This window comes from Micromonospora sp. NBC_01739, from assembly GCF_035920385.1.
GTDB lineage: Bacteria > Actinomycetota > Actinomycetes > Mycobacteriales > Micromonosporaceae > Micromonospora.
Map to the genome: position 1 here is coordinate 261,632 of NZ_CP109151.1, position 25,321 is coordinate 286,952.

27 protein-coding genes and 1 pseudogene are annotated in these 25,321 nt (G+C 66.7%); 15 read left to right on the forward strand and 13 right to left on the reverse strand.

What is annotated here, in order from left to right; genetic code table 11:
- Positions 1–70 precede the first annotated feature (70 nt).
- The 3 genes from OIE53_RS01210 (at position 71) to OIE53_RS01220 (ending at position 4,627) form a co-directional block, all read left to right on the forward strand.
- Positions 71–706 (forward strand): HNH endonuclease, encoded by a 636-nt coding sequence (locus OIE53_RS01210; RefSeq protein ID WP_327024687.1) that lies wholly within the window; start codon positions 71–73, stop codon positions 704–706.
- Between the two features lie 1,198 nt (positions 707–1,904).
- Positions 1,905–3,902 (forward strand): hypothetical protein, encoded by a 1,998-nt coding sequence (locus OIE53_RS01215; protein WP_327024688.1) that lies wholly within the window; start codon positions 1,905–1,907, stop codon positions 3,900–3,902.
- 416 nt (positions 3,903–4,318) lie between these two features.
- A complete protein-coding gene (locus OIE53_RS01220) occupies positions 4,319–4,627 on the forward strand; it encodes a hypothetical protein (RefSeq protein WP_327024689.1) in 309 nt (102 codons plus the stop codon).
- A gap of 103 nt (positions 4,628–4,730) precedes the next feature.
- Here the strand turns inward: OIE53_RS01220 and OIE53_RS01225 are convergent, their stop codons facing one another.
- Positions 4,731–6,365 carry an IS1634 family transposase gene (locus OIE53_RS01225; protein ID WP_327024690.1) on the reverse strand — a complete coding sequence of 545 codons (1,635 nt, stop codon included), beginning with the start codon at positions 6,363–6,365 and terminating at the stop codon, positions 4,731–4,733.
- Positions 6,366–6,485: 120 nt separating this feature from the next.
- On the opposite strand from OIE53_RS01225, the gene OIE53_RS01230 reads away from it, so the two are divergent.
- Both OIE53_RS01230 and OIE53_RS01235 read left to right on the forward strand, forming a co-directional pair.
- Positions 6,486–7,139 (forward strand): tyrosine-type recombinase/integrase, encoded by a 654-nt coding sequence (locus OIE53_RS01230; protein WP_327024691.1) that lies wholly within the window; start codon positions 6,486–6,488, stop codon positions 7,137–7,139.
- Between the two features lie 59 nt (positions 7,140–7,198).
- Entirely contained in the window at positions 7,199–7,954 is a 756-nt protein-coding gene (locus OIE53_RS01235; protein ID WP_327024692.1) for a hypothetical protein, read from the forward strand.
- 1,072 nt (positions 7,955–9,026) lie between these two features.
- Here the strand turns inward: OIE53_RS01235 and OIE53_RS01240 are convergent.
- Positions 9,027–9,416 carry a hypothetical protein gene (locus OIE53_RS01240; RefSeq protein WP_327024693.1) on the reverse strand — a complete coding sequence of 130 codons (390 nt, stop codon included), beginning with the start codon at positions 9,414–9,416 and terminating at the stop codon, positions 9,027–9,029.
- A 50-nt stretch (positions 9,417–9,466) separates the two neighbouring features.
- Entirely contained in the window at positions 9,467–9,700 is a 234-nt protein-coding gene (locus OIE53_RS01245) for a hypothetical protein (protein ID WP_327024694.1), read from the reverse strand.
- A gap of 456 nt (positions 9,701–10,156) precedes the next feature.
- On the opposite strand from OIE53_RS01245, the gene OIE53_RS01250 reads away from it, so the two are divergent.
- Positions 10,157–10,351, forward strand: coding sequence for a helix-turn-helix transcriptional regulator (locus tag OIE53_RS01250; RefSeq protein WP_327024695.1), 195 nt, complete (start codon positions 10,157–10,159; stop codon positions 10,349–10,351).
- Between the two features lie 67 nt (positions 10,352–10,418).
- Here OIE53_RS01250 and OIE53_RS01255 read toward each other — a convergent pair whose 3' ends face one another.
- The 5 genes from OIE53_RS01255 to OIE53_RS01275 all read right to left on the reverse strand — a co-directional run bounded on the left by OIE53_RS01255 (position 10,419) and on the right by OIE53_RS01275 (position 12,959).
- Complete coding sequence (locus OIE53_RS01255; RefSeq protein ID WP_327024696.1) at positions 10,419–10,784, reverse strand: hypothetical protein; 366 nt, start codon at positions 10,782–10,784, stop codon at positions 10,419–10,421.
- 90 nt (positions 10,785–10,874) lie between these two features.
- Positions 10,875–11,318: a hypothetical protein gene (locus OIE53_RS01260; protein WP_327024697.1), complete on the reverse strand. Its 444-nt coding sequence runs from the start codon at positions 11,316–11,318 to the stop codon at positions 10,875–10,877.
- A gap of 121 nt (positions 11,319–11,439) precedes the next feature.
- The gene (locus OIE53_RS01265) at positions 11,440–11,925 is read right to left on the reverse strand and encodes a roadblock/LC7 domain-containing protein (RefSeq protein WP_327024698.1); all 486 of its coding nucleotides are present in this window, start codon (positions 11,923–11,925) and stop codon (positions 11,440–11,442) included.
- Positions 11,922–12,293, reverse strand: a complete 372-nt coding sequence (locus tag OIE53_RS01270; protein WP_327024700.1) for a hypothetical protein — start codon at positions 12,291–12,293, stop codon at positions 11,922–11,924. Before OIE53_RS01270 ends, OIE53_RS01265 begins: the two co-directional genes overlap by 4 nt.
- Before the next feature lie 249 nt (positions 12,294–12,542).
- Positions 12,543–12,959 carry a hypothetical protein gene (locus OIE53_RS01275; protein ID WP_327024701.1) on the reverse strand — a complete coding sequence of 139 codons (417 nt, stop codon included), beginning with the start codon at positions 12,957–12,959 and terminating at the stop codon, positions 12,543–12,545.
- A gap of 64 nt (positions 12,960–13,023) precedes the next feature.
- Here OIE53_RS01275 and OIE53_RS01280 point away from each other — a divergent pair, with 64 nt between their 5' ends.
- Together OIE53_RS01280 and OIE53_RS01285 are read left to right on the forward strand one after the other, a co-directional pair.
- Positions 13,024–13,329 carry an ArsR/SmtB family transcription factor gene (locus OIE53_RS01280; RefSeq protein WP_327024702.1) on the forward strand — a complete coding sequence of 102 codons (306 nt, stop codon included), beginning with the start codon at positions 13,024–13,026 and terminating at the stop codon, positions 13,327–13,329.
- Entirely contained in the window at positions 13,326–13,733 is a 408-nt protein-coding gene (locus OIE53_RS01285; RefSeq protein ID WP_327024703.1) for an SRPBCC family protein, read from the forward strand. The genes OIE53_RS01280 and OIE53_RS01285 overlap by 4 nt, the downstream gene beginning before the upstream one ends.
- Before the next feature lie 62 nt (positions 13,734–13,795).
- Here the strand turns inward: OIE53_RS01285 and OIE53_RS01290 are convergent.
- Positions 13,796–14,886 (reverse strand): annotated as a pseudogene (locus OIE53_RS01290) (IS630 family transposase).
- Positions 14,887–15,179: 293 nt separating this feature from the next.
- Between OIE53_RS01290 and OIE53_RS01295 the strand changes: the two are divergent.
- A complete protein-coding gene (locus OIE53_RS01295) occupies positions 15,180–16,046 on the forward strand; it encodes an AraC family transcriptional regulator (RefSeq protein ID WP_327024704.1) in 867 nt (288 codons plus the stop codon).
- Positions 16,047–16,058: 12 nt separating this feature from the next.
- On the opposite strand, the gene OIE53_RS01300 is transcribed toward OIE53_RS01295, so the two are convergent.
- Positions 16,059–16,553 carry an NUDIX hydrolase gene (locus OIE53_RS01300; RefSeq protein WP_327024705.1) on the reverse strand — a complete coding sequence of 165 codons (495 nt, stop codon included), beginning with the start codon at positions 16,551–16,553 and terminating at the stop codon, positions 16,059–16,061.
- A 195-nt stretch (positions 16,554–16,748) separates the two neighbouring features.
- Here OIE53_RS01300 and OIE53_RS01305 point away from each other — a divergent pair, with 195 nt between their 5' ends.
- The 4 genes from OIE53_RS01305 (at position 16,749) to npdG (ending at position 19,841) form a co-directional block, all read left to right on the forward strand.
- Positions 16,749–16,964, forward strand: coding sequence for a hypothetical protein (locus OIE53_RS01305; protein WP_327024706.1), 216 nt, complete (start codon positions 16,749–16,751; stop codon positions 16,962–16,964).
- A 78-nt stretch (positions 16,965–17,042) separates the two neighbouring features.
- Positions 17,043–17,543 (forward strand): hypothetical protein, encoded by a 501-nt coding sequence (locus tag OIE53_RS01310; RefSeq protein WP_327024707.1) that lies wholly within the window; start codon positions 17,043–17,045, stop codon positions 17,541–17,543.
- 97 nt (positions 17,544–17,640) lie between these two features.
- Complete coding sequence (locus OIE53_RS01315) at positions 17,641–19,068, forward strand: RNB domain-containing ribonuclease (protein ID WP_327024708.1); 1,428 nt, start codon at positions 17,641–17,643, stop codon at positions 19,066–19,068.
- A gap of 74 nt (positions 19,069–19,142) precedes the next feature.
- On the forward strand, positions 19,143–19,841 hold the full coding sequence (gene npdG, locus OIE53_RS01320; RefSeq protein WP_327024709.1) for an NADPH-dependent F420 reductase: 699 nt from the start codon (positions 19,143–19,145) through the stop codon (positions 19,839–19,841).
- A gap of 46 nt (positions 19,842–19,887) precedes the next feature.
- On the opposite strand, the gene OIE53_RS01325 is transcribed toward npdG, so the two are convergent.
- The 3 genes from OIE53_RS01325 to OIE53_RS01335 form a co-directional block, all read right to left on the reverse strand.
- Positions 19,888–20,376, reverse strand: coding sequence for a hypothetical protein (locus tag OIE53_RS01325; RefSeq protein WP_327024710.1), 489 nt, complete (start codon positions 20,374–20,376; stop codon positions 19,888–19,890).
- A gap of 104 nt (positions 20,377–20,480) precedes the next feature.
- Positions 20,481–21,326, reverse strand: coding sequence for a 3-methyl-2-oxobutanoate hydroxymethyltransferase (panB, locus tag OIE53_RS01330; RefSeq protein ID WP_327024711.1), 846 nt, complete (start codon positions 21,324–21,326; stop codon positions 20,481–20,483).
- A 125-nt stretch (positions 21,327–21,451) separates the two neighbouring features.
- Positions 21,452–23,218, reverse strand: coding sequence for an NAD+ synthase (locus OIE53_RS01335; RefSeq protein WP_327024712.1), 1,767 nt, complete (start codon positions 23,216–23,218; stop codon positions 21,452–21,454).
- Positions 23,219–23,427: 209 nt separating this feature from the next.
- Here OIE53_RS01335 and glnA point away from each other — a divergent pair, with 209 nt between their 5' ends.
- Complete coding sequence (gene glnA / locus OIE53_RS01340) at positions 23,428–24,777, forward strand: type I glutamate--ammonia ligase (RefSeq protein ID WP_327024714.1); 1,350 nt, start codon at positions 23,428–23,430, stop codon at positions 24,775–24,777.
- Positions 24,778–24,876: 99 nt separating this feature from the next.
- Positions 24,877–25,302: a DUF350 domain-containing protein gene (locus OIE53_RS01345; protein ID WP_327024715.1), complete on the forward strand. Its 426-nt coding sequence runs from the start codon at positions 24,877–24,879 to the stop codon at positions 25,300–25,302.
- The last annotated feature ends 19 nt before the right edge of the window (positions 25,303–25,321 follow it).

Below are 25,321 nucleotides of genomic sequence, written 5' to 3' on the forward strand. Positions count from 1 at the left end.
TATGTGTGCTTAAAGTGTCAGGGGTTGGCGTTACCGTGCGGGCTGCTTGAGTCTCGGAAGGATTGCGTCTATGGCCAGCAACCGTCGCGGTACGCCAACTCTCTACGGCATCGTCCAATACTGGAGGGTTGGCTACGAGAAGGTATTCCCCAATCTCAAGGCGTCATACATCGGCTGGGGAGAGCCCTTCTGCTTCAGGTGTGGCTGGCTGGCTCCGGTGGACGATGGTCAGACGACTCTTGCCGCAGTTTGGAATTCCGCCCAAGGTTGGCTTGACCGAGCGCACTTGCAGGATCTGGCTCTTGGTGGATCGAACCAGCCGGAGAACTTGGTTCCCCTGTGTCGACAGTGTCACGATATTATGGATCCCTGTGAAACCAGGGCAGAGGCGATTGCCTACATTAATGAAGGCATTCCTGCCGATAGTTGGTGGCAAATGCACACTGACACTATTTTTGGGTCTGAAGCGAATCATTGCAGCCCGACGCACAAGACGAAGCTCATGCGCGACATTTACGTCCGCTGGGTTGAAAATAATCGTGTGATCGAAGCCGCGAGGCGCGGCAACCCACAGGCTGTAAGGCGGGTAGAAGTGCTTTTGGAGCAGGCGAGGCGTAGGGCTGAGACTGAGGGGCGGCATTTCTCATACACCATCGAGGACCTGAAGCAGGCAACTCCCGGTAGGGATGGACGCACGGATCTTTGACGGCCCGGCGACGGCCCACAGCGACCGTCGCCGGGTCCTACCCCAGGTCAGCGGATGTCTCGCCTTCATAATCCGGCGTACAGGTCGACTCGTCCGTCGCCCACCAGCTCAGGGCCCCCGATCAAGGCTCTGAGCTGGTCCTATGTCCGGGTGCCGATGGTCGTCCTTGGTCAACTTTGGCCGGCGTTTGACGCCCTGACGACGCCCTGACGCCCTGGAGACGCCCTGAGCACGGGCTTAGTTGACCATGCCTCGGGCCGGGCTGGCTGCGCCGTCGTGGGGCCTTTCCGGGGTCGGCGCTCGAAGGTTCCGGAGTGGGGGCCGGCGGTTGCGGGGGAGGGCTGGGTACGTCCTGGCGGTGGAACTGGTGCCGCGACCCGGTGACCCGGTGGCAAGCCAGTCCCGGGGTTGGACTGGCGCGGCAGCCGGAAGCCCCGACCACTCGACCAGGCCGACCCGCCGGCTTCCGTCACGGCCTCGCTGGGGCTGGTTTCCCTGGTGCGGTGGGGGCGGTGTCCCGGCGGCTGTCGGTGGCTTCCCGCCCCGGCGCCGTAGGCGGCCGGGCGGCTTGCCGCCGGCCGGGCTTACCGCCCCGCACCGCGCGAAGCGCGGTGCCTTGATCCCTAACAGAGCAATTCGGCAGCGCACTCTATCGCTCGTATCATGCTGTGTGCGTCGCCACAACCGCCAAGGGTAAGTGACGTTGAGTTGACAAAGGGTAGTGCAGTGCTATTGCAGAGCCTATGCTGCCAGGACACCCGCTTGGTTATCGGAGGACTCGTGGAACTGCCCCCTGAGATGGTTGCTTTGTGTCTGAGTGCCGGGACAGTCCTTGCGAACAGTATGGCCACAGACCTTTGGGTGTCAGCTCGCAGAAAGTTCGGCGCCTATCTGGCCAATAATGGCGATGCAGCATCCCACGAATCTCGGCTTGACCGTGACCGTCAGGCTCTGGAGTCTGCGGACCACGGCGATAGGCCGTCTCTGCAGGGAAAGTTCGCTGCTAGTTGGGCGACTCGCTTCGAGGATCTGCTTGAGCAGAACCCAGACTCGGCTGCAGAACTCGCTTCTCTCGTTGCCGCCCTCCAAGAAGAGTTGGTGTCTGCGGGAGGAGTAACAAACCTCGGCGTAAGTCAAAAGATTGACAACGGAGGAGTGGCGATTTACTCGGGCCGCGATACGCGAATCAGCAGGTGAAATGAATTTAGAATCTCCCCGTAGCGATGCCACTGAGGCTTGGGATTTCTTGGAAACTCTTGGGCCGTCTATCAGTCAAGAGGTTTCTCCAGGCGGTGCGGCAATCGTCTCGGCGAGAGACACAGTAATTTCGATAGGCGCCCAGTTAAGAACCAAGCAGGTTAGTGACGAGGTTGTTAAAGAGGCGAGATCCAACTACTTCATACTCCCCTCAGAGTACGATGACCTTCTTGATGCGCTGTGGCGCCACGGCTTGCTGGTAATTGAGGCTCCTCCCGGTAAGGGCAAGCGCGCTCTTGGCGTGAGGATGCTAAGCGACTGCCAGGCGCGACTGAGTAGTCAGAGCAAACCTGCGCGTGGATTGCATTACATAAGGATGGGTTGGCAAGAATTAGATGCCTGGCAGATACCAAAGATGCCAGGTCGATGCTACCTGCTAGACCTGACCGGGAGTACCGACGAGAAGCCGACTCGTGAGTTCGGCCAGGAATTGGTCCGAGACTCTGACGAAGCTCGGTATGGTGGTGTCTACCTCGTTGTTCTGGCGACCCCCGATGTGTGGGACGCGTGCAAACCAGTAACGAGTAAGGTAACCCGCTCTTTCACACCCCCGGCGGCTCGCCGAGTACTGGAAAGCCACCTTCAGTGGAAATTCCAGCTATCCGGCTATGAAAGTTGGCTTGACGATAACGGGGTTCAGGACCTTGTCAATAGTCTGGAACACCTCGGTGAGGCTGCTGAACTAGCTGAGGAAATCGCCCGCAACTGGCAGAGAGACTTTGCCGAAGCGTTGAGTGACGTGCTCGACAAGTTCGGTAGCTGGACCAATCACCTTTCAAGCTGGTTCGAGGGCAAGAGTGTCTTCGATCGGGCGACAATGGTGTCCGCAGCAGTGCTGGATCCGGGGCTGCCGGCTGAAATTATGTCAGCACGGAAAGAGCTTTTGACAATCTTGGAGAGCCAAGATGCTGAGCTGTCTCCTTTGGCTGGCCCGGGCCGCACCGGATACCTGAAGCTCCTCGGAGCGGTGCAAGTTAAGAACAGGTTTTCGATCTCAGAAAGGCGCCCCGGGCTTGACGAGGCGGTGATCCGCTTCGTATGGAACGAATGGCCGCAGGCGCATCCTTACCTTGAAAAGTGGCTGGTTGGCTTGGCCGATGGCGCCTCACCTTCTCGTGTGGCGCGAATTGCCCATGTCACTGTCCAGGCTGCTTTGCAGGCAAATAGCACTGCGTTTATGAGCCTAGTGCACAGGATAGTTATAGATAACCCTGGTAGTAGACGCTTGGCGCTTGAGATTCTTGAACTCACGGTTTTGGATCCCGTGGTCGGTGCGAAGGTGCGCAGCCGGCTGCTCGCCTGGGTAGGTAGCAAGAACGAGGATCTTGCCGCACTTGCTGCTGAGGTGTGCGGTGGAAAGTTCGGGCGCGAACGGCCTAGTTTGGCCTTGCACCGGATCTTCCGGGCGCTCTCCCGTGATACTAGGGATAATGGAGTAGTTGCTGCCGAGAGCGCTCTCGTCCAACTAACGGGGGATGAGATATCAAGGGTAGCTGTGCGGGAGACTCTCCGGAGTTGGTTGTCGGAGCAGCCTGAAATTGGAGCTCCGGCGTTCCTCGCGCTTGCAACCCGCTCTACCGCTTCTGTTTCGTCTGGGCTTGGCCCGAACGCAACCGAGGACGACCTCTCCTTTTTTGCGCTGGGATGGGAAGTGGCAGCCCGTCTGCCTTCCACTAGATCGGAACTTGCAGTAGATGTCGGGCGATTCATCGACATTTGTGAGAAGGAAGAGGTTCGACCCGTAGATTTTGCCAGGGTTGTCGGTCCAGTGCTTGCTGACTCTTTAAATGAAACCTTGGCAGTGGCTGTTCTGCGGCAAGATAAAGGCCGACAACATGAAGGCGAATCACTCCGTGCTCATTTGTTGAAGGAGTTGATACGTGGTCAGCTGAGAAGTGCCAGACGAGGCTCTTTGAATGGTCAGAGCGGCGGATCGTGAGAATGTTTGCATCGCGGCGTGCAAGGCGTGTCCGCCCGAACTCCGACGGTGGCTCGAACTGGACAAGGGTGGCGCTGCGAGGATACCTCCCCAGCGTCGCGCCAGGTATCCAGTTCCGCTGCTCGTTATTCGCCTGGTGGCGTGCGCTGGAAGGCAGAGAGGTAGGAGCTTCTGCGTCTGACAAGGTGAGGGAAAATTTGTGGACCTCCGCTGCGGAGGTTTCAGCGAGCTGGCCTTTCGAATTCCGGATTCCTGCCCAAGCGGCCATGAATGCCCAACTCGGGGAACGTCGCTCACTTGATAGCGCCGGGGTTGAATGGATTGGCGGTGGAAGTCTAGCGGGCTCATTGCTGGCTCGCTTTCGGTCGGCTAGGGTGCAGCGCCTCCGGCGAGCGCAAGCAATCGATTCTCTAGCGATGCTGGATCGGGTCAGGCATGTCAAGAGTCTTGTGCGGGAACAGGGAGCGGGGGCGATTTGGTGGGCGAGCGCATATCCGGATAGACTTCACTATTTAAGTGATGGGTCCTTCACGAAGTTGCTTGAGTTGCAACCCAGAGATCGTGAACACGAATTGAGTGAAGCAAACGACGAAGCTGCAGCAATAGTCAGAGAGTTTCTGCAGCGCGTTGCGGATCCGCAGTCACGAGAGTTCATATCCGGCCCGCTCAAAATCGTCAATAATCTGTTGAAGGATGATCAAGGAGAAGGTGGGCGGCTCTCCTAGTGACCGCTTCCCGGTCTCGGGCATGACGACGGAAGTTGGGTGACAAGGCGGACGCCCGCTGAGCGGCCTTGATCGTCTCTCGGGCCCGAGTTGGCTCATTCGGTTAGTGCGTGACGCCGGGCCGGTTCAGGGCGTCGAGGATGGTTTGCTGGTTGGTGGGGATCGCCGGTGGCAGGGTGTGGCTGGTGCCGTTGATCGCGATGGTCGCGGACCGTAGTGGCCGTAGCTGACGGATGACGCTGCGGATGGACAGGCCGGTGCGGTTCTGGACCTCGCGGGAGACTGCGAGTGCGGCGAACACGATGGTCAGGTGTGCCTCGATGGCGTCGTGGGTGCGGTGGAACATGGGCCGGGCGGCCAGGTCGGTTTTGCTCATCCGGAACGACGCTTCGACCTGCCAGAGGTCGTGGTAGGAGCTGATGACTTCGCTGGCGGGCATCACGTTGCCCGCGATGTTGGTGACGTAGCCCTTCAGGCCGACCAGGCGGCGGGCGCGCTCCAGCGAAACCTGGTCGAGGGTGTGCGATCCGTTGCTGGTCTTGACGAACCGGGGAGTCCGGGTCGCCTTCTGTCCGTCGACGACGGCGCGGGCTCGTTCCTCCTGCGTGGCGAGGGTGCGCCGGTCGCGCACGGCCCGTTTGTGGGAGTAGGCCCAGACCGCCCGCCAGGAGCCGGGGTGGGTGTGCGGGTTCCAGAGCGGTTCGGCGCGTACGGCCTGATTGTTTTCGTTGTGCTGGCCGGTCTTGGGGGTGATGGTGTCGATGATTTGCCCGTCGGTGAACGCGTCACCGTGCCAGTGGAAGTGGCTGGCCAGATCGATCGGGGCCTTGGTCACCCGTGAGCCGACGATGAACCGCAGACCGGCCTCGTCGAGCTTGCGTAGGTTGCTCGCCGAGAGCATCCCGGCGTCGGCGACCACAACCATGTCGGCCACCCGGTGGCGGGCCTGGAACGCGGTGATGATCGGGATGATCGTGGTGGTCTCGGCCTGGTTGCCGGCGAAACAGCCGATCTCCATCGGGAACCCGCCGCGGTCGACCAGCAGCCCGACCACGATCTGCGGATCGACCCGCCGTTCCTTGGAGTAGCCGACCTTGCGCAGCTCGTCCTCCTTCTCCGCCTCGAAGTACAAGGTGGTGACGTCGTAGAGGCACAAGGTGATGTCCCCGCCGGCGACGAGGTGGGCGACACACGCCGCGGCGACCCGATCCCGGTAACCACCGTCCGGGCCGGCGCGGGTCAGGGTGCGTTTCATCGTCGCGTAGCTGGCGGGACGCCGCCCCAGGTCGGTCAGGACCCGACCCGCGTCGAGCAGCGAGGTGGGTTCCACCACTCGTGCGATCACCAGATCGGCGAACACCGCGTCGCCGAGCACGCCGAACCCCAGATCGGCGTAAACGCCGGCCAGGGCGTCGTAGAGCACCCTGGAATCCGTGGACGCCATTCGGCCCGCGCCGTCGCGAACCCCTACCCGCGGGCGCGGTTCGTCGAACAACCCGGGTGTCGCCTCGGCAGGCTTGGCCAGCGGCGTGACCCGCGGCGCAGCCTCCACAGCGAACAACACACCCTGAGCGGGATCGGCCAACAGCTCACGAGCCCGCTCGAGCAGCACCCCCAGCTCGACCTCGGTGTGCGCCGACCCGACGTGCGCCACGATCCGCTGACGACCCGCCACGTACTCGGCGATCTGCACCGCCGTAGCCCCCGAAGCCGTCCGCACCCGCCGCACGAACGCCATCCCACGACCCTACGAGGCATCCCTTAGTGCGTGAAAACAACCCCGACCGCGAACATCGCCGCAGGTCACAGCCTAGCCACCCTCAAGATCCGCGAAACCTGAGCCAACTCGGGTCGGGTAGTGCCGTGGCGGTACGAACAGGTTTCGGCAATCCGCGGTGGCCTCGCCCAGCGATACCGCCCGATGGTCGACCTGGGGGCCGGCTGCGGTCTGCGGCAGGGGGAGATCCTCGGCCTCGGGGTCGACGACATCGACTTTGACGGCGGGTGGGTGCACGTCTGCCGTCAGGTCAAGCTCGTCCGTTCCCGGCTCGTCTTCGGCCTGCCCAAGAATGACCGGGACCGCCGGATACCGCTGCCCGACTCTGTCGCCCAGGTGCTGAAGCAGCACGTCGGCGATTTCGCTCCGGTGTCGCTCACCCTGCCGTGGGAGGACCCGGCCACAGACGAGCGGGTCACAGTCCCACTGCTGTTCACCACCACCCGGCGCGGCGCGATCAACCGGCGCACCTTCGACAACAAGAGCTGGCGACCCGCTGTCGTGGCGGCCAGCATCACGCCGACCCGCTTCACCGGGATGCACGCGCTCCGCCACTTCTACGCCTCGTCGCTGCTCGACGCAGGGGAGAGCATCAAGGCGCTGGCGTCGTACCTCGGCCACGCCGACCCCGGCTTCACCCTCCGCGTCTACACGCACCTGATGCCCGCCAGTGAGGAACGCACCCGCAACGCGATTGATCTACTGTTTAGTAACGATCCGCAGGGTGACGGGTAGGGCGCCCACCTCCCATGTGCGGATTTCATGTGCACGCGACCATAGCTCATAATCTTTACGTGATTGCTCTGCGCTTGGCCCGCGCGTTAGCGATGGCCGTAGCGGGTGCGGCTGTAATGCTGGCCCAGCTCAACCTTCCTAGTGCGCGATTCTGGGAGCAGCAAGTCTTGCTCCAGTGGGCCAGTGTGGCCGCTTTGTCCATTATGGTTATTTATGACGCTGTTCGCTCCGTGGGCTTTGCGGTACAAGAATCGCGAATTAGGAATTACGATAATGACCTGCGGGCTTCTCTAAGTGGTGTTATATCCCGTCTTGTCAAGCTTACGGGTGTTTCTTGGGATGAGATAACGGTTCGCTACTACCGCCGTCGCGGCATCCTGTTCTGGAACCGGCTGGATCTCGTCATGGCGTTGGCGGCAGGGGCGAGGTTGTCTGATTCTCAGACCTCTGTGCGGCCTGGCGTTGGCATTGCAGGAACCGCATTATCGGAGGAGGTGATGCTTGCCGAGGAGTGGGGACAGTTCGTGCGTGATGCAACCGATCAGGGTCCAACTTTATGGGCGCAGCGTGAATCACGAGAACGGTATGGGCTGAGTTGGGGACAGTTGCGTCGCTCCGACCAGCCTGATGGCGTCGTGGCTAGTCCTACCTTTGCGCTCGACGGTAAACCTGATGGTTGCATCGTGGTAAGTGGATCACTAAAGCGAGTTGATCTGCTTGGTGATGAAGTTCGGCGTACACTTGATGATCTGGCTACGGTTCTGGATCGGCTTGGTCCGCCACCGAAGGGTTGGTGGGGTGCGCATGACCGCTAAGGATGGACCTGGGTTCCGCTCTCGCCCGGCGCGGGCAGGACAAGTTTCCGCTGAATTCGTCGAACTTTTAGGCAAGTATGGTGCTTCTCCCGGCCTGCTCCGCAGGCTGCGGGACCGTGTCGAGGCGGTGTTGCCTCGGCTGGAACGGAACCTCTCGCCGGGGGCGGACTCGGAGTTGCCGTCTCGGCAACATGATTCTTCGGTTTCGCCCTGGTTTGCTGTTGGTCCGCATCGCGCGATACTTGCGGGGTCATTCGCGAAGAGTGCACCCGTTCGTGCTATTGATCATGATGTTGAGTTTATTCTCGGGCGGGGAGCGGCTGGTTCTGGGAAGCCTATCGACTCGCGTTACATGGAAGATTGGGCTGACTTCGCCAAAGGGTTAAATGATGTAAGGGTTAGGCTTCGCAATCTAGGTGTCTCGCTGCGCGAATTGGAGCGATTTGACGATGATGTCGAGTTTGTGGCTAAGGCTGTCAAGGCTGTAGGGGGTCCGGCCGGATATTCTCGGGCCATGCCAGGGTCGGGATCTCAGCCTCAGAAAATTGCTTCCAATGCTTCGGATCTTATTCGGTGGTCTACTGAGCGCGACTTTTCGCGTCTGCCCGATCCCGCTAAAGGCGAGATGTGGCCTGGTTCGGGCAGTGTGGCTATTATGGAGCGAATTGTGGCCAACTTCTCGGAGACTCTAGGTCGTCAGCATCTGGGGACTCTGTCCGCTCTTCGCCTCCTTGCTCAGGCGCAGGGGGAAGCCGGAGACGTTAGTGGGGCCATTGAAGTGCTTAATCGTCTGGTAGCTGATCTATCTTCGACTCTTGGTCCTGATCATGCTGAGACTCGGCATGCACGTGAGAGTCTGGCTCGATGGGAGCAGGTAGAAGAGGCTGCTCAAGGTGCTTCGCAGGCGCCCTAGAAGCGCCCTGAGGGTCCTATTGATAGGTCTTTGTTGCAGGTCAGAGCGTTCTTAGCGCCAGAATCCGGCGTACAGGTCGACTCGTCCGTCGCACACCAGCTCGGAGCCGTGACTTTGGCCGTTGAACCAGCGCGTAGGAACGATCCGTCATGGCCATCACTACAACTCGTGCCATGCTCCTGCGCGACCAGGGACACACGTGCGGACGAACTCCTCAACAACCCGCCAGGCGTAATCCAAGTCGAAGATGAAGTCCGCAGCGAACTCGACCGGATCGTCCAGCACCAGGACTTCCACATCCGTGCTCGCAGGATGGTCGGCAGCAAGTAGGGACGTGGAATCCTCGTCCGTCATCAGCTGGACGACCGCCGCAGACTCCGTGAACCCGAGCGTGAGTACAGGGAATGCGGCATCGGTGCGCACTTCGAGGTAGCCGCGCCCCTGGGCACGCAGTTCATCGAACCGCTCGATGAGGCCAGCGATGTCCGACCGCTCCACCGGGGCGAACTTCCCTGACGTCGGAGACGTGGCACTCCACGAAATGTCCACCCGGCAACCTCCTTACGATCACGAGGCTACGGCTTCGAAGCGCCACCACGTCAGGCGCGCGACTTCGTAGGACTCGGCTGTGGCCATGCCACCCCTGCCTTGCGCACGAACAGTTCTCCGTGAGCTGCGGCATCGCCCTTGCTGTCGAGTTGGTAGGCGTCGAGCCATGTCCGGTCGTCGTAGGTGGGCAACTCCGTACGAACCTTGATGAGGCGAAAGAGGATCGGCCGTACGAACTGCGGGCTTGCCGCGCGGGTCAGATGCAACACGTCACCGGCCTTCACGCCGGCTCTCCCTGTCTCTCCAGAGGCGTAGGGCTTCGCCGGCTGCCGTCAGGCGTGGGCACCCGTCGTCAGAGCACTTCGAGCAGACCGAACGGTGATGAAAGTCGATCACGTAGCCAGCCATCAGGACGGGGAATGGGGGTTCTGGCTGCGGTTGGGGGTTCAGCATGGGTCACCCTGGTTGAGTCGCTTGATGGCCTTCCACTTACGCCAGGCAGCAGCGGCCTTGGTCATCGGCTGCTCCGGGACCGGGACGGTGGCCCGGCCGATCCACCTCTGCGGCTGTGCGGTGCTTGGACTGGACCGGCTCACCTGATATGTAGTCCACCGGCTGATCAGGGCGTTGGTACCACTTGAACCTAGTCATGCATCAAGAGTAAACGACTAGAGCCCGAGACTACTAGGCCTCTATCAACTTGACGGTTGCCTAGTCGGCGTGTGCCTAGCGTCAGTGCCATGGGCAAGAAGCTGCGGTTGGTGGGTTCGGGCGAGATCCGAACCATGCTCGGCGGCGTCTCCCGACAGCGCGTCTACCAGATCACCAATCGGCGCGACTTCCCTGAGCCTGTGGCCACGCTCCAGATGGGCAACGTCTGGCTTGCCGAGGACGTTGAGGCGTGGATCGCCACCCGGCGCGGGGACCTGGACTAGCTCGCAGTCGCCCGTCGCGGTGGCTCTCTCAGCCTCGCGATCCGACAGCACCGCTCATGGACTCGCCCTACTCGGCTCTACCAGGGAACTCGTTGACCACCTCGATCTGGCCGACGATGTGGTTGTTGAACTCGTCCAGTTCCTCGGCGGGTACCCACAGCTCAAGGATGGTGTCGCCGCCGACCTGGCGGACCGGGTAGCGGCTGAGGAAGTCCGTCTCGACCTGGAAGCGGGTCACGTACCCGGCGCCGGAGGCGGGCACGTTCCAGTCCCGGGCGATCTTGATCGCGTAGTCCTCGTTCAGTACGGGGTAGAAGATCGGCTGGTCGGGCAGGCGCGGGGGCCACCTCCGCCACCCGGAGGCGCGGACCAGCTCCAGTTCCCGGGGCCCGGTCGGGCGCCACAACACCGTCGTGCCCTTGCCGTCGCTCATGCTGACCCCGCTACCTCCGTGATGAGCCCGGACGGTATCGGGTCACCCGCGACGGACACCACCGCATTCAGCCCACGCAGAGCGGGCCGGTCACTGCGACGGGGTGGCCTCGTGTCCGGCCCGGCCGTGGGTACGGCGTCGTTGTTTCATCTCCGCCTCGTAGATGTGCCGCCGGCCGTCGGCCAGGGTGTCCCGGGCGTACCGTTCGATCTCCTGGAAGGTGGCGTAGTAGCCGTCGTCGAACTCTTCCACGATCTGGAAGGTCCAGCGGCCGGGTAGCACGTTGCGGCCGAGCAGTTCGTGTTCCACCCGGTCGGCTACGGCGTCGTGTCCGGCCTCGCGCAGCAGGGTCACCACCCGGTCCAGGGTGAGGTCCGCACCGCCGACCAACTGGTGCGCCGAGTACAGATGTCCGCGTACCCGGTGGATGGCTTCCAGGGCTTTGCTCAGTTCACCCAGCGCCTCGATCGTGGTGTCGTCGACACCGGCGGGGCGGGAGTGCTCCTCGTCCACCGATCTTTTGTCACCTGACATGGCCGCTCAGTACCCAGCCTCGGGCCCCCCACGCACCCCGGCAGACACCGAGCGCACCGCCGTCGCGCAGCCAGGACACCGGAAGAACCGGATGGCGTACGGGAGGGCGGTGCGCCCGGGGTCAGCGGGTCGGCACGGGGCTGATCTGGGCGAGCAGGGCGGTCAGGCGGTCCGCCACCGGCGGGGCGTGCAGGTGCAGCCGGGCCACATTGATCGCGTCGGTGCCGACCACGGAGAGCAGGGCCTGGCTGCCCACCGCGTACACCGAGAAGTAGCCGCCGTTGTTGCGGACGGTGGACTGGCGGAACTCGCCCTGGCCCAGACGGTGGCTGACCTGGCGGCCCAGGCCGAAGGTGGCCGCCGCCATCGCGGCCAGGTCGTCCGGGCTCAGCTCGGCCGGCAGGTCGTGGGCGATGCGCAGCCCGTCCACCCCGCCGAGGACACTGCCCTGCACCCCGGGGATCTGTAGGCGCAGCTCGGTCAGCTCGGTGCCGATCGCCGAGTACGGCAGTGACGGATTGCCGGCCAGCGAGGGTGGCAGCTTGGCGGGTGGCGGGCCGGACGGCTGGGCGGTGCGGCGGGGCAGGACCGTGTCGCTGTTGTTCACAGTTCCAGCTGCTCCTCGATGGTGCGCAGTTGGTGTCGGGCCAGAGCCAGGTTGGCTCGGCTCTTGCTGAGCATCAGGTACAGGAACAGGCCCTTGCCGGTGTGCCCGGTCAGCGGCCGGATGATGTGATACTGACCGCCGAGGGTGATGAGCATGTCCTCGATGTCGTCGTTGAGCTTGAGCATCTCGATGGTGCGCATCTTGGCGCGTACCACATCGGTGTTGCCGGCCGCCGCGACGGTCAGGTCGATCTCCGGGGTGCCGCCGGCCACGCCGAGGGTCATTCCGCTGGTGTAGTCGACGAGCGCGACGCCGATCGCGCCGTCGATGCCCATGGCGTCCTTGAGTGCGGTGTCGAGGGTGGCCACGCTTCCTCCAGGTCCGACTGACGCGGGTACCCACGCCAGCGCAAGGTCTTCCGACAGTGTCGATGCCGGCGAGAAAATCTCGCCCGAGGGTGGCATACCTTTCGTCACCTCTGCACCTCGACCAGCACTAATGGCCTGAGTGGGCGATTGCGGGTGGCCGCCGGGCCTAGCGAGATCGTCGCTGCGGCGGATGGCTGCCGACTCACCTCGCTGCTAACGCGCTGACCACGAGCGGGCGCTATGGAGCGCTCATGCTTCGCGGGCGAACTCCATGTCCATCCAGTCCACCCAGGTTGCGCCGTCGGGCGAGCGCTCCCACTTCGCGGCCATCGTCTTGCCGCCCGAGTCGATGGTTAGCGTCGCGCGCATCGTGTCCCCGGTGAACGTCCAGACACCGGCCTCGTCGACGCTTGCCCGCATCTCACCGTATCCGCCCTGGTCGTCGAACGCCCGCATCCGCAGCCGGCCGCCGTCGGTCGGGTCCGGGTCGCCGATCATCTCGATCACCTGCACTCGGTCCTCGCCCATCTGAACGTCGACGTAGTGCACCAGGAACCCGCCGCCCGGGAGCCACTCGTAGGCGTCGGTGCCGGCGATCTGCACGCCGTCCACCGTGCGGCCGCTGGATCGCCACCGTCCGACCAGGGGTTCCAGCCGTTCGATCACCGGAATCACACTCCCGTCTTCGCGTAAGCTCGTAGGCACAAGCTAACATCGAAAGGGGGTGTGGATGGACCAGGTGTTCGTTGCCGTGGCCGACCCCACCCGCCGTGGGATCCTTCTTCTCACCCGCGACCGCGAGGTCGCAGCCGGCGAGATCGCCGCGCAGTTCCCGGTGATCAGCCGGCCAGCCGTCTCGCAGCACCTGCGTGTCCTGGTCCACGCCGGCCTGCTCCACGTGCGACGCGACGGAAGCCGCCGCCTCTACCGGCTGCGGGCCGAAGGCTTCGCCGAGGCCGCTGGCTTCCTTGACGCCATGTGGGCGGCCCGGCTCGACCATCTCAAGCGAGAAGTGGAGCAGGAACACCAGGGATGATTGAGCACACCATCAAGATCGAAGCCCCGCCCGAGGTGGTCTGGCGCTTCTTCACCGATCCGGCGCGCATGGCCCGCTGGCTCGGTCCGGCCGATCTCGACCCGGTGCCGGGCGGCGAACTGATGTTCCAGCTCTCCGACGGTCCACGGCCCGTTGTACGCGGCCGCTTCATCGAGCTTCGGCTATACGAGAAGATCGTCTTTACATTTGGCTGGGATCCGACGCCCGGCGTGCCCGATCTGCCGTCCGGCTCCTCCCAGGTCGAGGTGACCCTGTCGGCGCAAGCCGGCGGCACCCTGCTGACCCTGCACCACACCAACGTGCCGCCCGATCTCGTCGTAAACACTCACACCGGCTGGGCCGGCTTCCTCGGTAATCTCGAAGCTGAAGCCGCGAACGCATAGCGGGCTGTCCATGAACGGTCACCGGGTCTCATCGGTCAGGCGGTTTTGATGCGAGGTCGGCCTCAGCGGTGTTGGCGTTCGCTGCGGACTCGGGCGCGTTCGCGGCGTTGAGCTGCCAGGACGTCGGGGTGACGGGCGTTGGCGTTGCGCCAGCTCAGGTATTTCTGCAGCTCACGGGCCAGCACGGTGTGGTTCGGGTGGTTCGAGCCGGCCATCGTAAAGGTGCGCAGTGGCCCGAACTGGGCCTCGATCGGGTTGGCCCACGACGCGCTGGTCGGGGTGAAACACAACTCGACCTTGTTCCGGGCCGCCCAGGCCCGGATGGTCGGGGTCTTGTTCGCCGACAGGTTGTCCAGGGTGACGTAGATCGGTGCACCGTCAGGCCGCCGCGCGCGGATCGACTTGAGCGCGGACAGAGTGTGATCGCCGCCCTTGCGGCGGCGCATGACACCCCACAGCTGGTCGTCGGCGAAGCTGTAGCAGCCGTGGAAGTAGCGGATCCCGTGCGTGCGCGCGTAGGTCGCGGGCAGCCGGTCGGGGTGCCCGGCCGGCGCCCATGAGGTGTCGTGGTACGGGCGGATCGACAGCGGCCCGAACTGGTCGAACGCGAAGCAGCGCTGCGAAAACCGGGTAGTCACCTCCTCGATGCGGTCCAGCTTGGCGTCGAAGTCCGGGTCGGTCGACTCCTTCCACGTCCTGGTGCGCTGCCAGCTGACCTCGTTGTCGCGCAGCATCTGCCGCAGCCGTTCCCGACCGACAACCACCCGCCGATCAGGGTTGGTAGCGAGGTAGTCGGCGAGTTTGCGCAGGCTCCAGCGGGTGAACGGGCGGCCGAGCTTGCTCGGCCGCGTGGTGGCCGTCGCGACGATGAACGCCTCATCGTCGTCATCGATCCGGCGGGGACGGCCTCCCGCCCACCGAGAGTCCAGCGCACGAAGACCCATCTCGTTGAACGCATGGATCACATCACGCACCGTGTCCTCGTGTGCCGCGACCAGCCGCGCGATCGCCGGCACCGGCGTGCCCGAGGCCGACGCCATGATGATCAACGCCCGGCGGACCGAACCGAGTCGTGCTTGCCCCGCCGTACCAGTTGCTGCAGCCTGCGGCCCTCGTCCTGCGTCAACCGCCGTGCCCGTACCGGCTCGGCCAACTCGCCCACCCCACTCCCGGCAGCCAACATCACCGCCGTCGAGGGTGAGCCCCTATCGCCTGGTCCGAGTGAACGCCGTCCGGCGTGTCACCAACCCGGTGAACGTTCATGGACAGCCCACTAGCTGCTCCACTCGTGAGCTGGTATGCCAGCCAGTGATGGTCTGCTATCGGACGCAGGCACGGTAACACGGGATCTTCGGCGCTGGACCCGACCCGACCGGGCACCGCATGTCGGGTCGGCGAGTCCGCCGCGACCATAGCGTGGGTCGCATCAAGGGAGGGAGACCTGGCGTGCTGGAGCGGCTCAACCAGGCTTTGGACCACCTAGAACAGCGGCTCGACCAGCCGGTCGAGATCGCCGATCTGGCGCGGATCGCAGTCACCTCGGAGTACCACTTCCGGCGGCTGTTCTCCGCACTGGCCGGCATTCCGCTGTCCGAGTACGTGCGCCGTCGACGGCTGACCATGGCGGCGGCGGAGGTGGTCGCGGGGGAGCGCACCCTGCTGGACATCGCGGTCCGCTGGGGGTACGGCTCGGCCGAGGCCTTCGCCCGTGCGTTCAAGGCCATGCACGGGACAGGCCCGGGCGAGGCCCGGCGTACGAAGTGCGCCCTGCACGCCCAGCCACGGGTCTCCTTCCGGCTCATCGTCGAAGGGAGCAGCAGTATGCGATACCGCATCGTGAGTAAGGACGCCTTCCAGTTGGCCGGCCGCAAGGCCCGGGTGCCGCTGGTGCACGAGGGCATGAACCCGGCGATCGTCGCCTTCATCAAGAGCATCGACCCGGCGACCCGGGAACGCATCGAGGCCCTGTCCGACCAGGAACCGGCGGGGATCGTCAACGTCAGCGACGGCCTGACCGGCAACCGGGCCGAGGGCACCGAACTGGATTACTGGTACGGGGTGGTCACCGGCGCCGAGGTGCCGGCCGATCTCGAGGTGTTGCCGGTGTCGGCGGGGGACTGGGCGGTGTTCGAGGTGTCCGGGCCGTTCCCCGCAGCGGTGCAGCACCTGTGGCGGGACGTCTTCACCCAGTGGTTCCCGTCCAACCCCTACCGTTCCCGCCCCGGGCCGGAGATCTCGCGTACCACGGTCTCCGCCGACGGCACCCAGGCCGAGGCGCAACTGTGGATCCCGGTGGAGCCGGTAGCCGCCTGAGCCCTCCTCCGGTCAGCCGGGCTCGCGCCACACGGTGCCCGGGGGCAGGAAGAAGGCCGGGGCCTGGGGGTCGAGGGCGTGCCGGATCACCAGGCGGGAATGCTCGTCCAACTCGGGTAGCTCCTCCGGCGGGAACCAACCCACGGCCAGCGACTCGTCGTCGTTCACCCGAGCCTGCCCGCCCACCGGCCGGCAGTGGAAACAGAGGTTGAGGCACTCGCACCGGTCCCCGTTCGGGTACCGGTGCGGGTGCGACACCGCGCTGCTGAGCCGCAGCGGCTCGACCCGCAGGCCGGCCTCCTCCCACACCTCACGCACCACCGCGGTGGCCGGCTGTTCGCCCGGCTCGACGAAACCGCTAGGCACCGCCCAGCGTCCGTCGTCGGCGCGTTGGCCCAGCAGCAGTTCACCGGCCTCGTTGCAGACCACCGCGCTGACGCTCGGCAGCCAGAGCAGGTCATGTCCGACGTGCTCACGCAGCCGCAGGATGTAATCCGGCACCCCCACCCCGGCGACCCTAGCCCCGGCCGCCGGCCCGCGCTCCCGGCCCGACCCGCGTCCCCCGCCCGGGCCCAGGAGAACCGGGCGGCGAATCTCCCGGTTCCGGCCCGCCACCATCACACCCGGATCTACTGTGGAAGTCTCCGAGGACTTGCGCTGTTCCGGTGGCGAGTGGCCGCTCGTCGGTGCACAGTGATTCCCATGAGCGACAGCGACCCCCGGCGCTACTACTGGTGCACCCGACACCACCGAGTCGAGACCGGAACCGAGGTCTGTGCGGCTAGGCACGTGCTCGGCCCGTACGCCTCCGCCGCCGACGCGGAGAACGCCCTCCAGAAGGTGCGGGAGCGTAACGAGGCGTGGGAGGCCGAGGACGCCCGCAGGGCCGAGGAAGAGGGCAAGGAGTACAGGGAGTAGACGACGCGGGGGTCTCCCGGGTCGAGAGCACCGCGTGCGCCGCCGGGGCGGTGACACGTCCCCGAGGAGGCAATCGAGATGGCCGAAGCACAACAGGCCACCCCACCGGCCGCGAAGCGTACGCCCGCGAGGAGAACCGCCGCGACGGAACGCACCGCCGGTGTGACCCGCACCCCGTCCAGTCGCCGGGCCACCGGCACCGCGCCGGCGGCGCGCAAGTCCACCGCACCCACCACGCGGACCGCTGCGACCAAGACCACCGCCACCAAGGCCCCCGCGAAGAAGACCACCGCGAAGGCGACCTCAACCCGACCCGCAGCAGCCGCCAAGAAGGCGCCATCCACCCGGCCTGCGACCGCCGCCAAGACGACCGCCGCCAAGAAGGCGCCCGCCAAGAAGGCGCCCGCCACGGCGACCGCTAAGAAGGCCCCGGCGAAGAAGGCGACCTCGACCAGGGCTCCGGCGAAGAAGACGACCACCGCGAAGAAGGCGACCTCGACCCGGCCCACGGCGGCCGCGAAGAAGACCACCACCGCCAAGAAGGCCCCCGCCCGTAAGGGCACGACGAAGGCGAAGTAGGCCGGGGCGTACTGCGGCGGGATCCTGCCGACTGAGGGGGCGTACCCCCGTCGGTCGGGAGAGGGCGTTTCCGACCCGGCGCTGTCAGGATGGGCCCATGGTCATCCGACGCGTCCTAGCACCGCGCATCGACTTCGGGGCCCTGCGCCGCGAGTTGGGGCTGCCCGACGACTACCCGCAGGCCGCGCTGCGGGAGGCCGAGGAGGCCGCCGCCGCGCCACCCCGGCCCGCGGTCGACCGCACGGACATCCCGCTGGTCACCCTGGACCCGCCCGGGTCGCGGGACCTGGACCAGGCGATGCACCTGAGCCGCCGCGCCGGTGGCGGCTTCCGGGTGCGGTACGCGATAGCCGACGTGGCCGCCCACGTACGCCCGGGTGGTGCCCTGGAGGAGGAGACCTGGCGGCGCGGGCAGACCGTCTACCTGCCGGACGGCAATGTGCCGTTGCACCCGCACAGCCTCGGTGAGGGCGCGGCCAGTCTGCTGCCGGAGGTGGACCGGGCGGCCGTGCTGTGGACCATCGACCTGGACCCCGAGGGGGCCACCACGTCGGTGCATCTGGAACGGGCGCTGGTCCGCAGCCGGGCCCAGTTGGACTACCCCGGGGTGCAGGCCGACGCCGAGGCGGGTCGGCTGCCGGAGCCGATCGCCCTGCTGCCCGAGATCGGGGCCCTGCTCACCGCCCGGGGACTGCGTCGCGGGGCGATCAACCTGCCGATCCCCGAGCAGGATGTGGAGGCCGACGGCGAGGGGTGGCGGCTGGTGCTGCGGGCCCCGGTGCCGATGGAGGAACACAACGCCCAGATCTCCCTGCTCACCGGGATGGCCGCCGCCGATCTGATGCTGGCTGGCAGGATCGGTCTGCTGCGTACTATGCCGGCGCCGAAGCCGGAGGCGGTGCAGCGGTTGCGGGCCGCCGCCGCGCCGCTGGGGGTGCACTGGCCGGACGAGGTAGGCGTCGGTGAGCTGCTGCTGGGGTTGGATCCGGGGCAGCCCCGGGCCGCCGCCTTCGTCGACCAGGCGGCCGAGTTGATGCGGTCGGCCGCGTACACCGCCTTCGACGGCGAGGTGCCCGAGCAGCCGACCCACGGTGGGGTGGCGGCCGCGTACGCCCATGTCACGGCCCCGTTGCGTCGACTGGCCGACCGGTACGCCACGGAGGTCTGCCTGGCCCTGCACGAGGGTCGGACGGTGCCGGACTGGGCCCGGGAGGCGTTGCCCCGGTTGCCGGCGGCGATGGCGGCCACCGACCGGGTCGCCTCGGCGGCCAACCGGGGTGCGATCGATCTGGCCGAGGCGGTGCTGTTGCAGCACCGGGTGGGGGAGACCTTCGAGGCGGCCGTGCTGGACGTGACCGCCCCGGCGAACGGCCGGTCGAGTCGGCCGCCCGGCGGTACGGTCGCCCTGGACGATCCGCCGGTACGCGCCCGCTGCCTGGGTGAGCTGACCCTGGGCACCCGGATGCGGGTCCGGTTGGTGACCGCCGACCCGGCCACCCGGGCGGTCGCCTTCGAACTCGCCTGACCGCAACCGGCAGCGGGGATTGTCACAGGGGTAGTCGCCGTTGTCGGGTCGGTGTGGCTGGAAGGATGACGACCATGGCATACGATCCGAGCGACCTGCCCGACGTCTCCGGGCTCACGGTCGGCATCATCGGCGGCACCGGCGACCAGGGTCGGGGGTTGGCCTACCGGTTCGCCCGGGCCGGTCAGACCGTGTTGATCGGCTCCCGTTCCGCCTCCCGGGCCGCCCAGTCGGCCGAGGAGATCGCCGCCCTGCCCGGGGTCGCGGCCGGTGGCAGCGTCACCGGGGCGGACAACGACGAGGTGGCCTGGCGCAGCGATGTGGTGATCATCGCGGTGCCCTGGGAGGGGCACGCCGCTACCCTTACCGACCTGGCCGAGCCCCTGGCCGGCAAGATCGTGGTCGACTGTGTCAATCCCCTCGGCTTCGACAAGCAGGGTCCGTACCCCCTGCCGGTGGCCGAGGGCAGCGCGGTTCAGCAGGCCGCCGCCCTGCTGCCGGACTCCCGGGTCTGCGCGGCCTTCAACCACGTCAGTGCCCCGCTGCTGGCCGACCCGGAGATCGACCGGATCGAGCTGGACGTGCTGATCTGCACCGAGGAGCGGGAGCTGGTCGATGTCGTCGCCGCCCTGGCCGCCCGGATTCCCGGGATGCGGGGGGTGTACGCGGGACGGCTGCGCAACGCCCACCAGATCGAGGCGTTCACCGCCAACCTGATCGCGATCAACCGCCGGTACAAGACCCACGCCGGAGTGCGGGTCACCGATCTCTGACAACGGTGTGGCCCGGCCGTGGGGCCGGGCCACACCGTTGCGACGGTCAGAAGTTGATGTCGACGCCGGTTTCCTTGCAGACCGCGGTGAGGTTCGTGGCGGTCTTCTGGAAGGCGGCGGCGTCCCCGGCGGCGACCGGGTCGGAGGACTCGGCAGCCTCCTCCACCTGGGCCTGGAACTCCTTCACCGCGTTGGCCACCTTGCTGTCCGTGCTGGCGGCCTCGGCGGCCTTGCCGAGCGCCGCGGCCATGTCGGTGTAGGTCTCCGACAGCATCTCGGCGGTCGGCTCCTTACCGGCCTGGAGCGCGTCGAACAGTACTTCCTTCGACTCGTCTCCGGCCTTCTGCACGGCCTCACAGACCTTCTTGTCGTCCTCACCGGCGGCGGCCGGTGCGGAGGTCTGCGGGGTGGCGGAGGCGCTGGCGGGGGCCGAGGCGGAGGTCACCGGGGCCTCGGTGTCCTCCCCGCCGCAGGCGGTGAGGGCGAAGACGGTGACTCCGGCCAGGGCTAGTGCAAAGAGTTGATCACGTTTCACGGCTGCGAAGCGTAGTGCGCCCTGTCCAGTCATTCCGCCCTCGGGCATCCCGGTACCGGATCCTGGGGTGTGAAGCATCGCCGCACCCCAGGATCCGGTGAGGGTCAGAAGGTGTGCTCGGCGGCCGGGAACTCGCCGCCGCGTACCTCCTCGGCGAAGCGGCGGGTGGCCGCCTCCAGGGTGCCGGCCAGGTCGGCGTAGCGCTTGACGAACCGGGGGGCCCGTCCGGTCCGCAGACCGGCCATGTCCTGCCAGACCAGCACCTGGGCATCCGTCTCCGGGCCGGCACCGATGCCCACCGTGGGGATGGTCAGCTCGGCGGTGATCCGCTTGGCGACCGTCCCGGGCACCATCTCCAGCACCACCGCGAAGGCCCCGGCCTCGGCGACCGCCCGCGCGTCGGCGATCACCTCCTCGGCGGCGTCACCCCGGCCCTGCACCCGGTAGCCGCCGAGGTTGTGCTCGCTCTGCGGGGTGAAGCCGATGTGCGCCATCACCGGGATGCCGGCGCCGACGATGGCGGCGATCTGGTCGGCACAGCGCCGACCACCCTCCAGCTTCACCGCGTGACAGCCGCCCTCCTTCATGAACCGTACGGCCGTACGCAGGGCCTGGGTCGGCCCCTCCTCGTACGAGCCGAACGGCAGGTCACCGACGACCAGGGTCTGCCGGGTGGCCCGGACCACCGCCCGGACCAGGGGCAGCAGATCCTCCGCGGTCACCGGCAGGGTGGTCTCGTAGCCGAACACGTTGTTCGCCGCCGAGTCGCCGACCAGCAGCACCGGAATGCCGGCCGCGTCGAAGATCGAGGCGGTGTACTGGTCGTACGAGGTGAGCATGGCCCACTTCTCGCCGCGCTCCTTGGCGGCGATCAGATCGCGGGTACGGACCCGGCGGGTGGCCGGGCCGCCGTAGAGGGCGGTCACCTCGGCCGGAGTGGACTCCACCATGACTGTCTCCTTTCCTCGAGGCCGCGTACGCGGTCCCCGGGCTCTGCCGCGATCGTCGCACCGGTGGGCCCGGTGGCGGCAGGTCGCAGTGGAGGATGTCACTCCGGCCGGGGCCGGTGGTGGGGTCAGCCGTCCTCCCGCCACCGGTTGGTGATCGGCAGCCGTCGGTCCCGGCCGAACGCCTTCATGGAGATCTTCGTGCCGGGGGCGGACTGGCGGCGCTTGTACTCGGCGGTATCCACCATCCGCAGCACCTTGTCCACGATCACCGGGTCATGGCCGGAGGCCACCAGGCCATCCCGGCCCAGGTCCCCGTCGACGTAGCCGATCAGGATCGGGTCCAGCACGTCGTAGTCGGGCAGGGTGTCGCTGTCCAGCTGACCCGGGCTCAGCTCGGCGCTCGGCGGCTTGCCGATCGAGTTCTCCGGGATCGGCGGGGTGTGGCCCAGCCGGGTGGCCTCGGCGTTGCGCCACTTGGCCAGCCGCCACACCAGGGTCTTCCACACGTCCTTGATCGGGTTGAAGCCGCCGACCGAGTCGCCGTAGAGGGTGGAGTAGCCGACCGCCAGTTCGCTCTTGTTGCCGGTGGTGAGCACCAGCGGGCCCTCCTGGTTCGACAGGGCCATCAGGATCACCCCCCGCACCCGGGCCTGGAGGTTCTCCACGGCCACCCCGGACAGGGACAGGTTGGCCAGGAAGGCGTCCACCATCGGCTGGATCGGCTCGATCCGGTAGTCCAGCCCGGTGCGCTTGGCCAGGTCGGCCGCGTCCTCCCGGCTGTGCTCGGAGGAGTGCTGACTGGGCAGCGAGACCCCGACGACCCGGTCGGGGCCGAGGGCGTCCACCGCGATGGCCGCCACCACGGCCGAGTCGATGCCGCCGGAGAGGCCCAGCACCACCGAGGGGAAGCGGTTCTTGTTCACATAGTCGCGCAGCCCTAGCACCAGGGCCTGCCACACCTCGGCCTCGTCGGCGACCGGCTCGATGACCCCGCCGTGCGCCGCCGGGCCGTCCGGGGCGGGCGGAAGGCCCTCGACCGTACGCCGCACCAGCCGCAACCCGTCGCCCACCTGGCCGCCGTCGGCGATCCCGCCCGCCTCGGTGGTCGACGGCACGGACACGTCGTGGACGAGCAGGTGCTCGACGAACTGCGGGGCCCGGGCCAGCAGGGTCCCGTCCGGCCCGACGATCATCGAGTCGCCCTCGAAGACCAACTCGTCCTGGCCGCCGACCATGTTGACGTAGGCGATGGTGGCCTCGGCCTCGGCGGCCCGGCGGCGGACCACCGGCAGCCGCAGGTCGTCCTTGTTCAGCTCGTACGGCGAGCCGTTGATGCTGACGACCAGCCCGACCCCGGCCTGCCGGGCGGCGGCGAACGGCCCGCCGGCCTGCCACAGGTCCTCGCAGATGGTCAGCGCCACGTCCACCCCGCCGAGCCGGACCACCGTCAGGGTGTCTCCGGGCACGAAGTAGCGGTCCTCGTCGAAGACCCCGTAGTTGGGCAGGTGGTGCTTGAAGTAGGTGGCCTGCACCTGGCCCTGGTGCAGCAGGGCGGCGGCGTTGCGGGCCCCGCGACCCGGCTCGGCGTCGCCGCTGAACTGCGGCGGACCGTCGGCGTCCAGATAGCCCACCACGATCGGCACCTCACCCAGGCCGTCGGCGGCCAGGTCGGCGGCGAGCCGGTCCAGGGCGGCCTTGGAGGCGGCGACGAAGGACCGCCGGAAGACCAGATCCTCCACCGGGTAGCCGGTCAGCACCATCTCCGGGAAGAGCACCAACTGGGCGCCGGCCTCGGCGGCCCGGCGGGACCAGGCGCGGACTAGGTCGGCGTTGCCGGTGAGATCGCCGACGCTGGGGTTGACCTGGCACAGAGCGAGACGCAGGGTGGGCATGTCCTCATCTTGCCCCAGCCCGATGAGGTCGACACGTGGGCGTGGCTGCCGAACCCCCGCAGCGGGCCGGTGACCGCCGGTCGGGACTGCACGGGACGCGGTGACGGCTGTTCGCGTAACGTCTGCGTAATCGGGCCGGTGAAGACTGGTCGGACAGGTCGGGCAAAGCCCGGTCGAAGGCGGACATAGAGTCGCGGAAGGTTGAGGCAGTGGACCGACAGCAGGAGTTCGTTCTTCGTACGCTGGAAGAGCGGGACATCCGCTTCGTCCGGCTCTGGTTCACCGACGTGCTCGGCACCCTCAAGAGCGTCTCGGTCGCCCCGGCCGAGCTGGAGGCCGCCTTCGACGAGGGCATCGGGTTCGACGGCTCGGCGATCGAGGGCTTCGCCCGGGTCTTCGAGTCGGACATGGTGGCCATGCCGGACCCGACGACCTTCCAGGTGTTCCCCTTCGAGGGCGGGGTCAGCGGCGAGAGCGCCCGGATGTTCTGCGACATCCTGCTGCCCGACGGCAGCCCCTCCTGGGCCGACCCCCGGCATGTGCTGCGCCGGGCGTTGTCCCGGGCGGCCGAGAAGGGCTTCACCTTCTACACCCACCCCGAGATCGAGTTCTTCCTGCTGGAGAACGGCCCGGCGGACGGCTCGGTGCCGATCCCGGTGGACACCGGCGGCTACTTCGAGCACACCACCCACGCGGTGGCCCGGGACTTCCGCCGCCAGGCGGTGCTGGCCCTGGAGCGGATCGGCATCTCGGTGGAGTACAGCCACCACGAGGTCGCCCCCGGCCAGCAGGAGATCGACCTGCGCTACGCCGACGCCCTGACCACGGCCGACAACATCATGACCTTCCGGCACGTGGTGAAGGAGGTGGCCCTCTCCACCGGGGTGCAGGCCACCTTCATGCCCAAGCCCTTCACCGACCAGCCGGGCAGCGGCATGCACACCCACCTGTCGCTGTTCGAGGGGGAACGCAACGCCTTCCACGACGCCAGCGACCCGATGAAGCTGTCCAAGGTGGCCCGGGCCTTCATCGCCGGGCTGCTGGTGCACGCCCGGGAGTACACCGCGGTCACCAACCAGTGGGTGAACTCCTACAAGCGGCTGTTCCCGCAGGCCCTGCCGGACCGGGTCACCGAGAGCCCGGCGTACGTCTGCTGGGGGCACCTGAACCGGTCCGCCCTGGTCCGGGTCCCGGCGTACGGCAAGCCCAACTCGGCCCGGGTGGAGATCCGCTCGCCCGACTCGGCCGCCAACCCGTACCTGGCCTTCGCGGTGCTGCTCGGTGCCGGGATGAAGGGCATCGAGCAGGGGTACGAGCTGCCGCCGGGTGCGGAGGACGACGTCTGGGCCCTGACCAGTGGCGAACGGCGGGCGATGGGCTACGAGCCGTTGCCGGAGAACCTGGCCGAGGCGATCGACGTGATGGCCGGCTCGGAACTGGTCGCCGAGGTGCTCGGCGAACACGTCTTCGACTTCTTCCTGCGCAACAAGCGCTCGGAGTGGGAGCAGTACCGCCGCGAGGTCACCCCGTACGAGCGCCAGCACTACCTGTCGCTGTAACCCGGCCGCCGGGCTGTCGGCCGTTGCGGGCTGCCGCTATCGTCTCGATCACCGTGCCGGCGCCCTGCCGGTCGGAGATGACAGTCGGGGAGGCAGTCGGTGTTGGAGGATCTGCTCAGCGGAGCCTGGCAGAGCGTGGTGTTCGGGATCGTCGGCGTCGGTCTGATGGCCGCCGGCTTCGGGCTGGTCGACCTGCTCACCCCCGGCAAGCTGCGGGACCTGATCTGGGTACGCCGTAACGCCAACGCCGGGTTGCTGCTCGCCGCCAACCAGCTCGGTGTCGCCGGGATCGTGTTCACCGCGATCCTGACCAGCTACCACGACTTCGCCAAGGGTCTGGCGTCCACGGTGCTGTTCGGAGTGATCGGTCTGGGCATCATGGCGCTGGCCTTCGTCGTGCTGGACCTGCTCACCCCGGGCAAGCTCGGCGAGGTCGTCTGCTCCGACGAGCCCCACCCGGTCGCAAAGGTCAGCGCCGCCAGCCACTTCGGCGCCGCCCTGATCGTCTGCGCCTGCATCGCCTAACTCCCACCCCACCCCACCC

What these genes read in the sequence shown, in the direction of transcription:
- OIE53_RS01315 (WP_327024708.1), top strand. Translation starts at nt 17,641, where the DNA reads ATGGTCATCCGACGCGTCCTAGCACCGCGCATCGACTTCGGGGCCCTG.
- OIE53_RS01310 (WP_327024707.1), top strand. Translation starts at nt 17,043, where the DNA reads ATGGCCGAAGCACAACAGGCCACCCCACCGGCCGCGAAGCGTACGCCC.
- OIE53_RS01280 (WP_327024702.1), top strand. Translation starts at nt 13,024, where the DNA reads ATGGACCAGGTGTTCGTTGCCGTGGCCGACCCCACCCGCCGTGGGATC.
- OIE53_RS01225 (WP_327024690.1), bottom strand. Translation starts at nt 6,365, where the DNA reads ATGGCGTTCGTGCGGCGGGTGCGGACGGCTTCGGGGGCTACGGCGGTG.
- OIE53_RS01335 (WP_327024712.1), bottom strand. Translation starts at nt 23,218, where the DNA reads ATGCCCACCCTGCGTCTCGCTCTGTGCCAGGTCAACCCCAGCGTCGGC.
- OIE53_RS01260 (WP_327024697.1), bottom strand. Translation starts at nt 11,318, where the DNA reads ATGTCAGGTGACAAAAGATCGGTGGACGAGGAGCACTCCCGCCCCGCC.
- OIE53_RS01250 (WP_327024695.1), top strand. Translation starts at nt 10,157, where the DNA reads ATGGGCAAGAAGCTGCGGTTGGTGGGTTCGGGCGAGATCCGAACCATG.
- panB (WP_327024711.1), bottom strand. Translation starts at nt 21,326, where the DNA reads ATGGTGGAGTCCACTCCGGCCGAGGTGACCGCCCTCTACGGCGGCCCG.
- OIE53_RS01255 (WP_327024696.1), bottom strand. Translation starts at nt 10,784, where the DNA reads ATGAGCGACGGCAAGGGCACGACGGTGTTGTGGCGCCCGACCGGGCCC.
- OIE53_RS01220 (WP_327024689.1), top strand. Translation starts at nt 4,319, where the DNA reads ATGCTGGATCGGGTCAGGCATGTCAAGAGTCTTGTGCGGGAACAGGGA.
- OIE53_RS01215 (WP_327024688.1), top strand. Translation starts at nt 1,905, where the DNA reads ATGAATTTAGAATCTCCCCGTAGCGATGCCACTGAGGCTTGGGATTTC.
- OIE53_RS01210 (WP_327024687.1), top strand. Translation starts at nt 71, where the DNA reads ATGGCCAGCAACCGTCGCGGTACGCCAACTCTCTACGGCATCGTCCAA.
- OIE53_RS01285 (WP_327024703.1), top strand. Translation starts at nt 13,326, where the DNA reads ATGATTGAGCACACCATCAAGATCGAAGCCCCGCCCGAGGTGGTCTGG.
- OIE53_RS01305 (WP_327024706.1), top strand. Translation starts at nt 16,749, where the DNA reads ATGAGCGACAGCGACCCCCGGCGCTACTACTGGTGCACCCGACACCAC.
- npdG (WP_327024709.1), top strand. Translation starts at nt 19,143, where the DNA reads ATGGCATACGATCCGAGCGACCTGCCCGACGTCTCCGGGCTCACGGTC.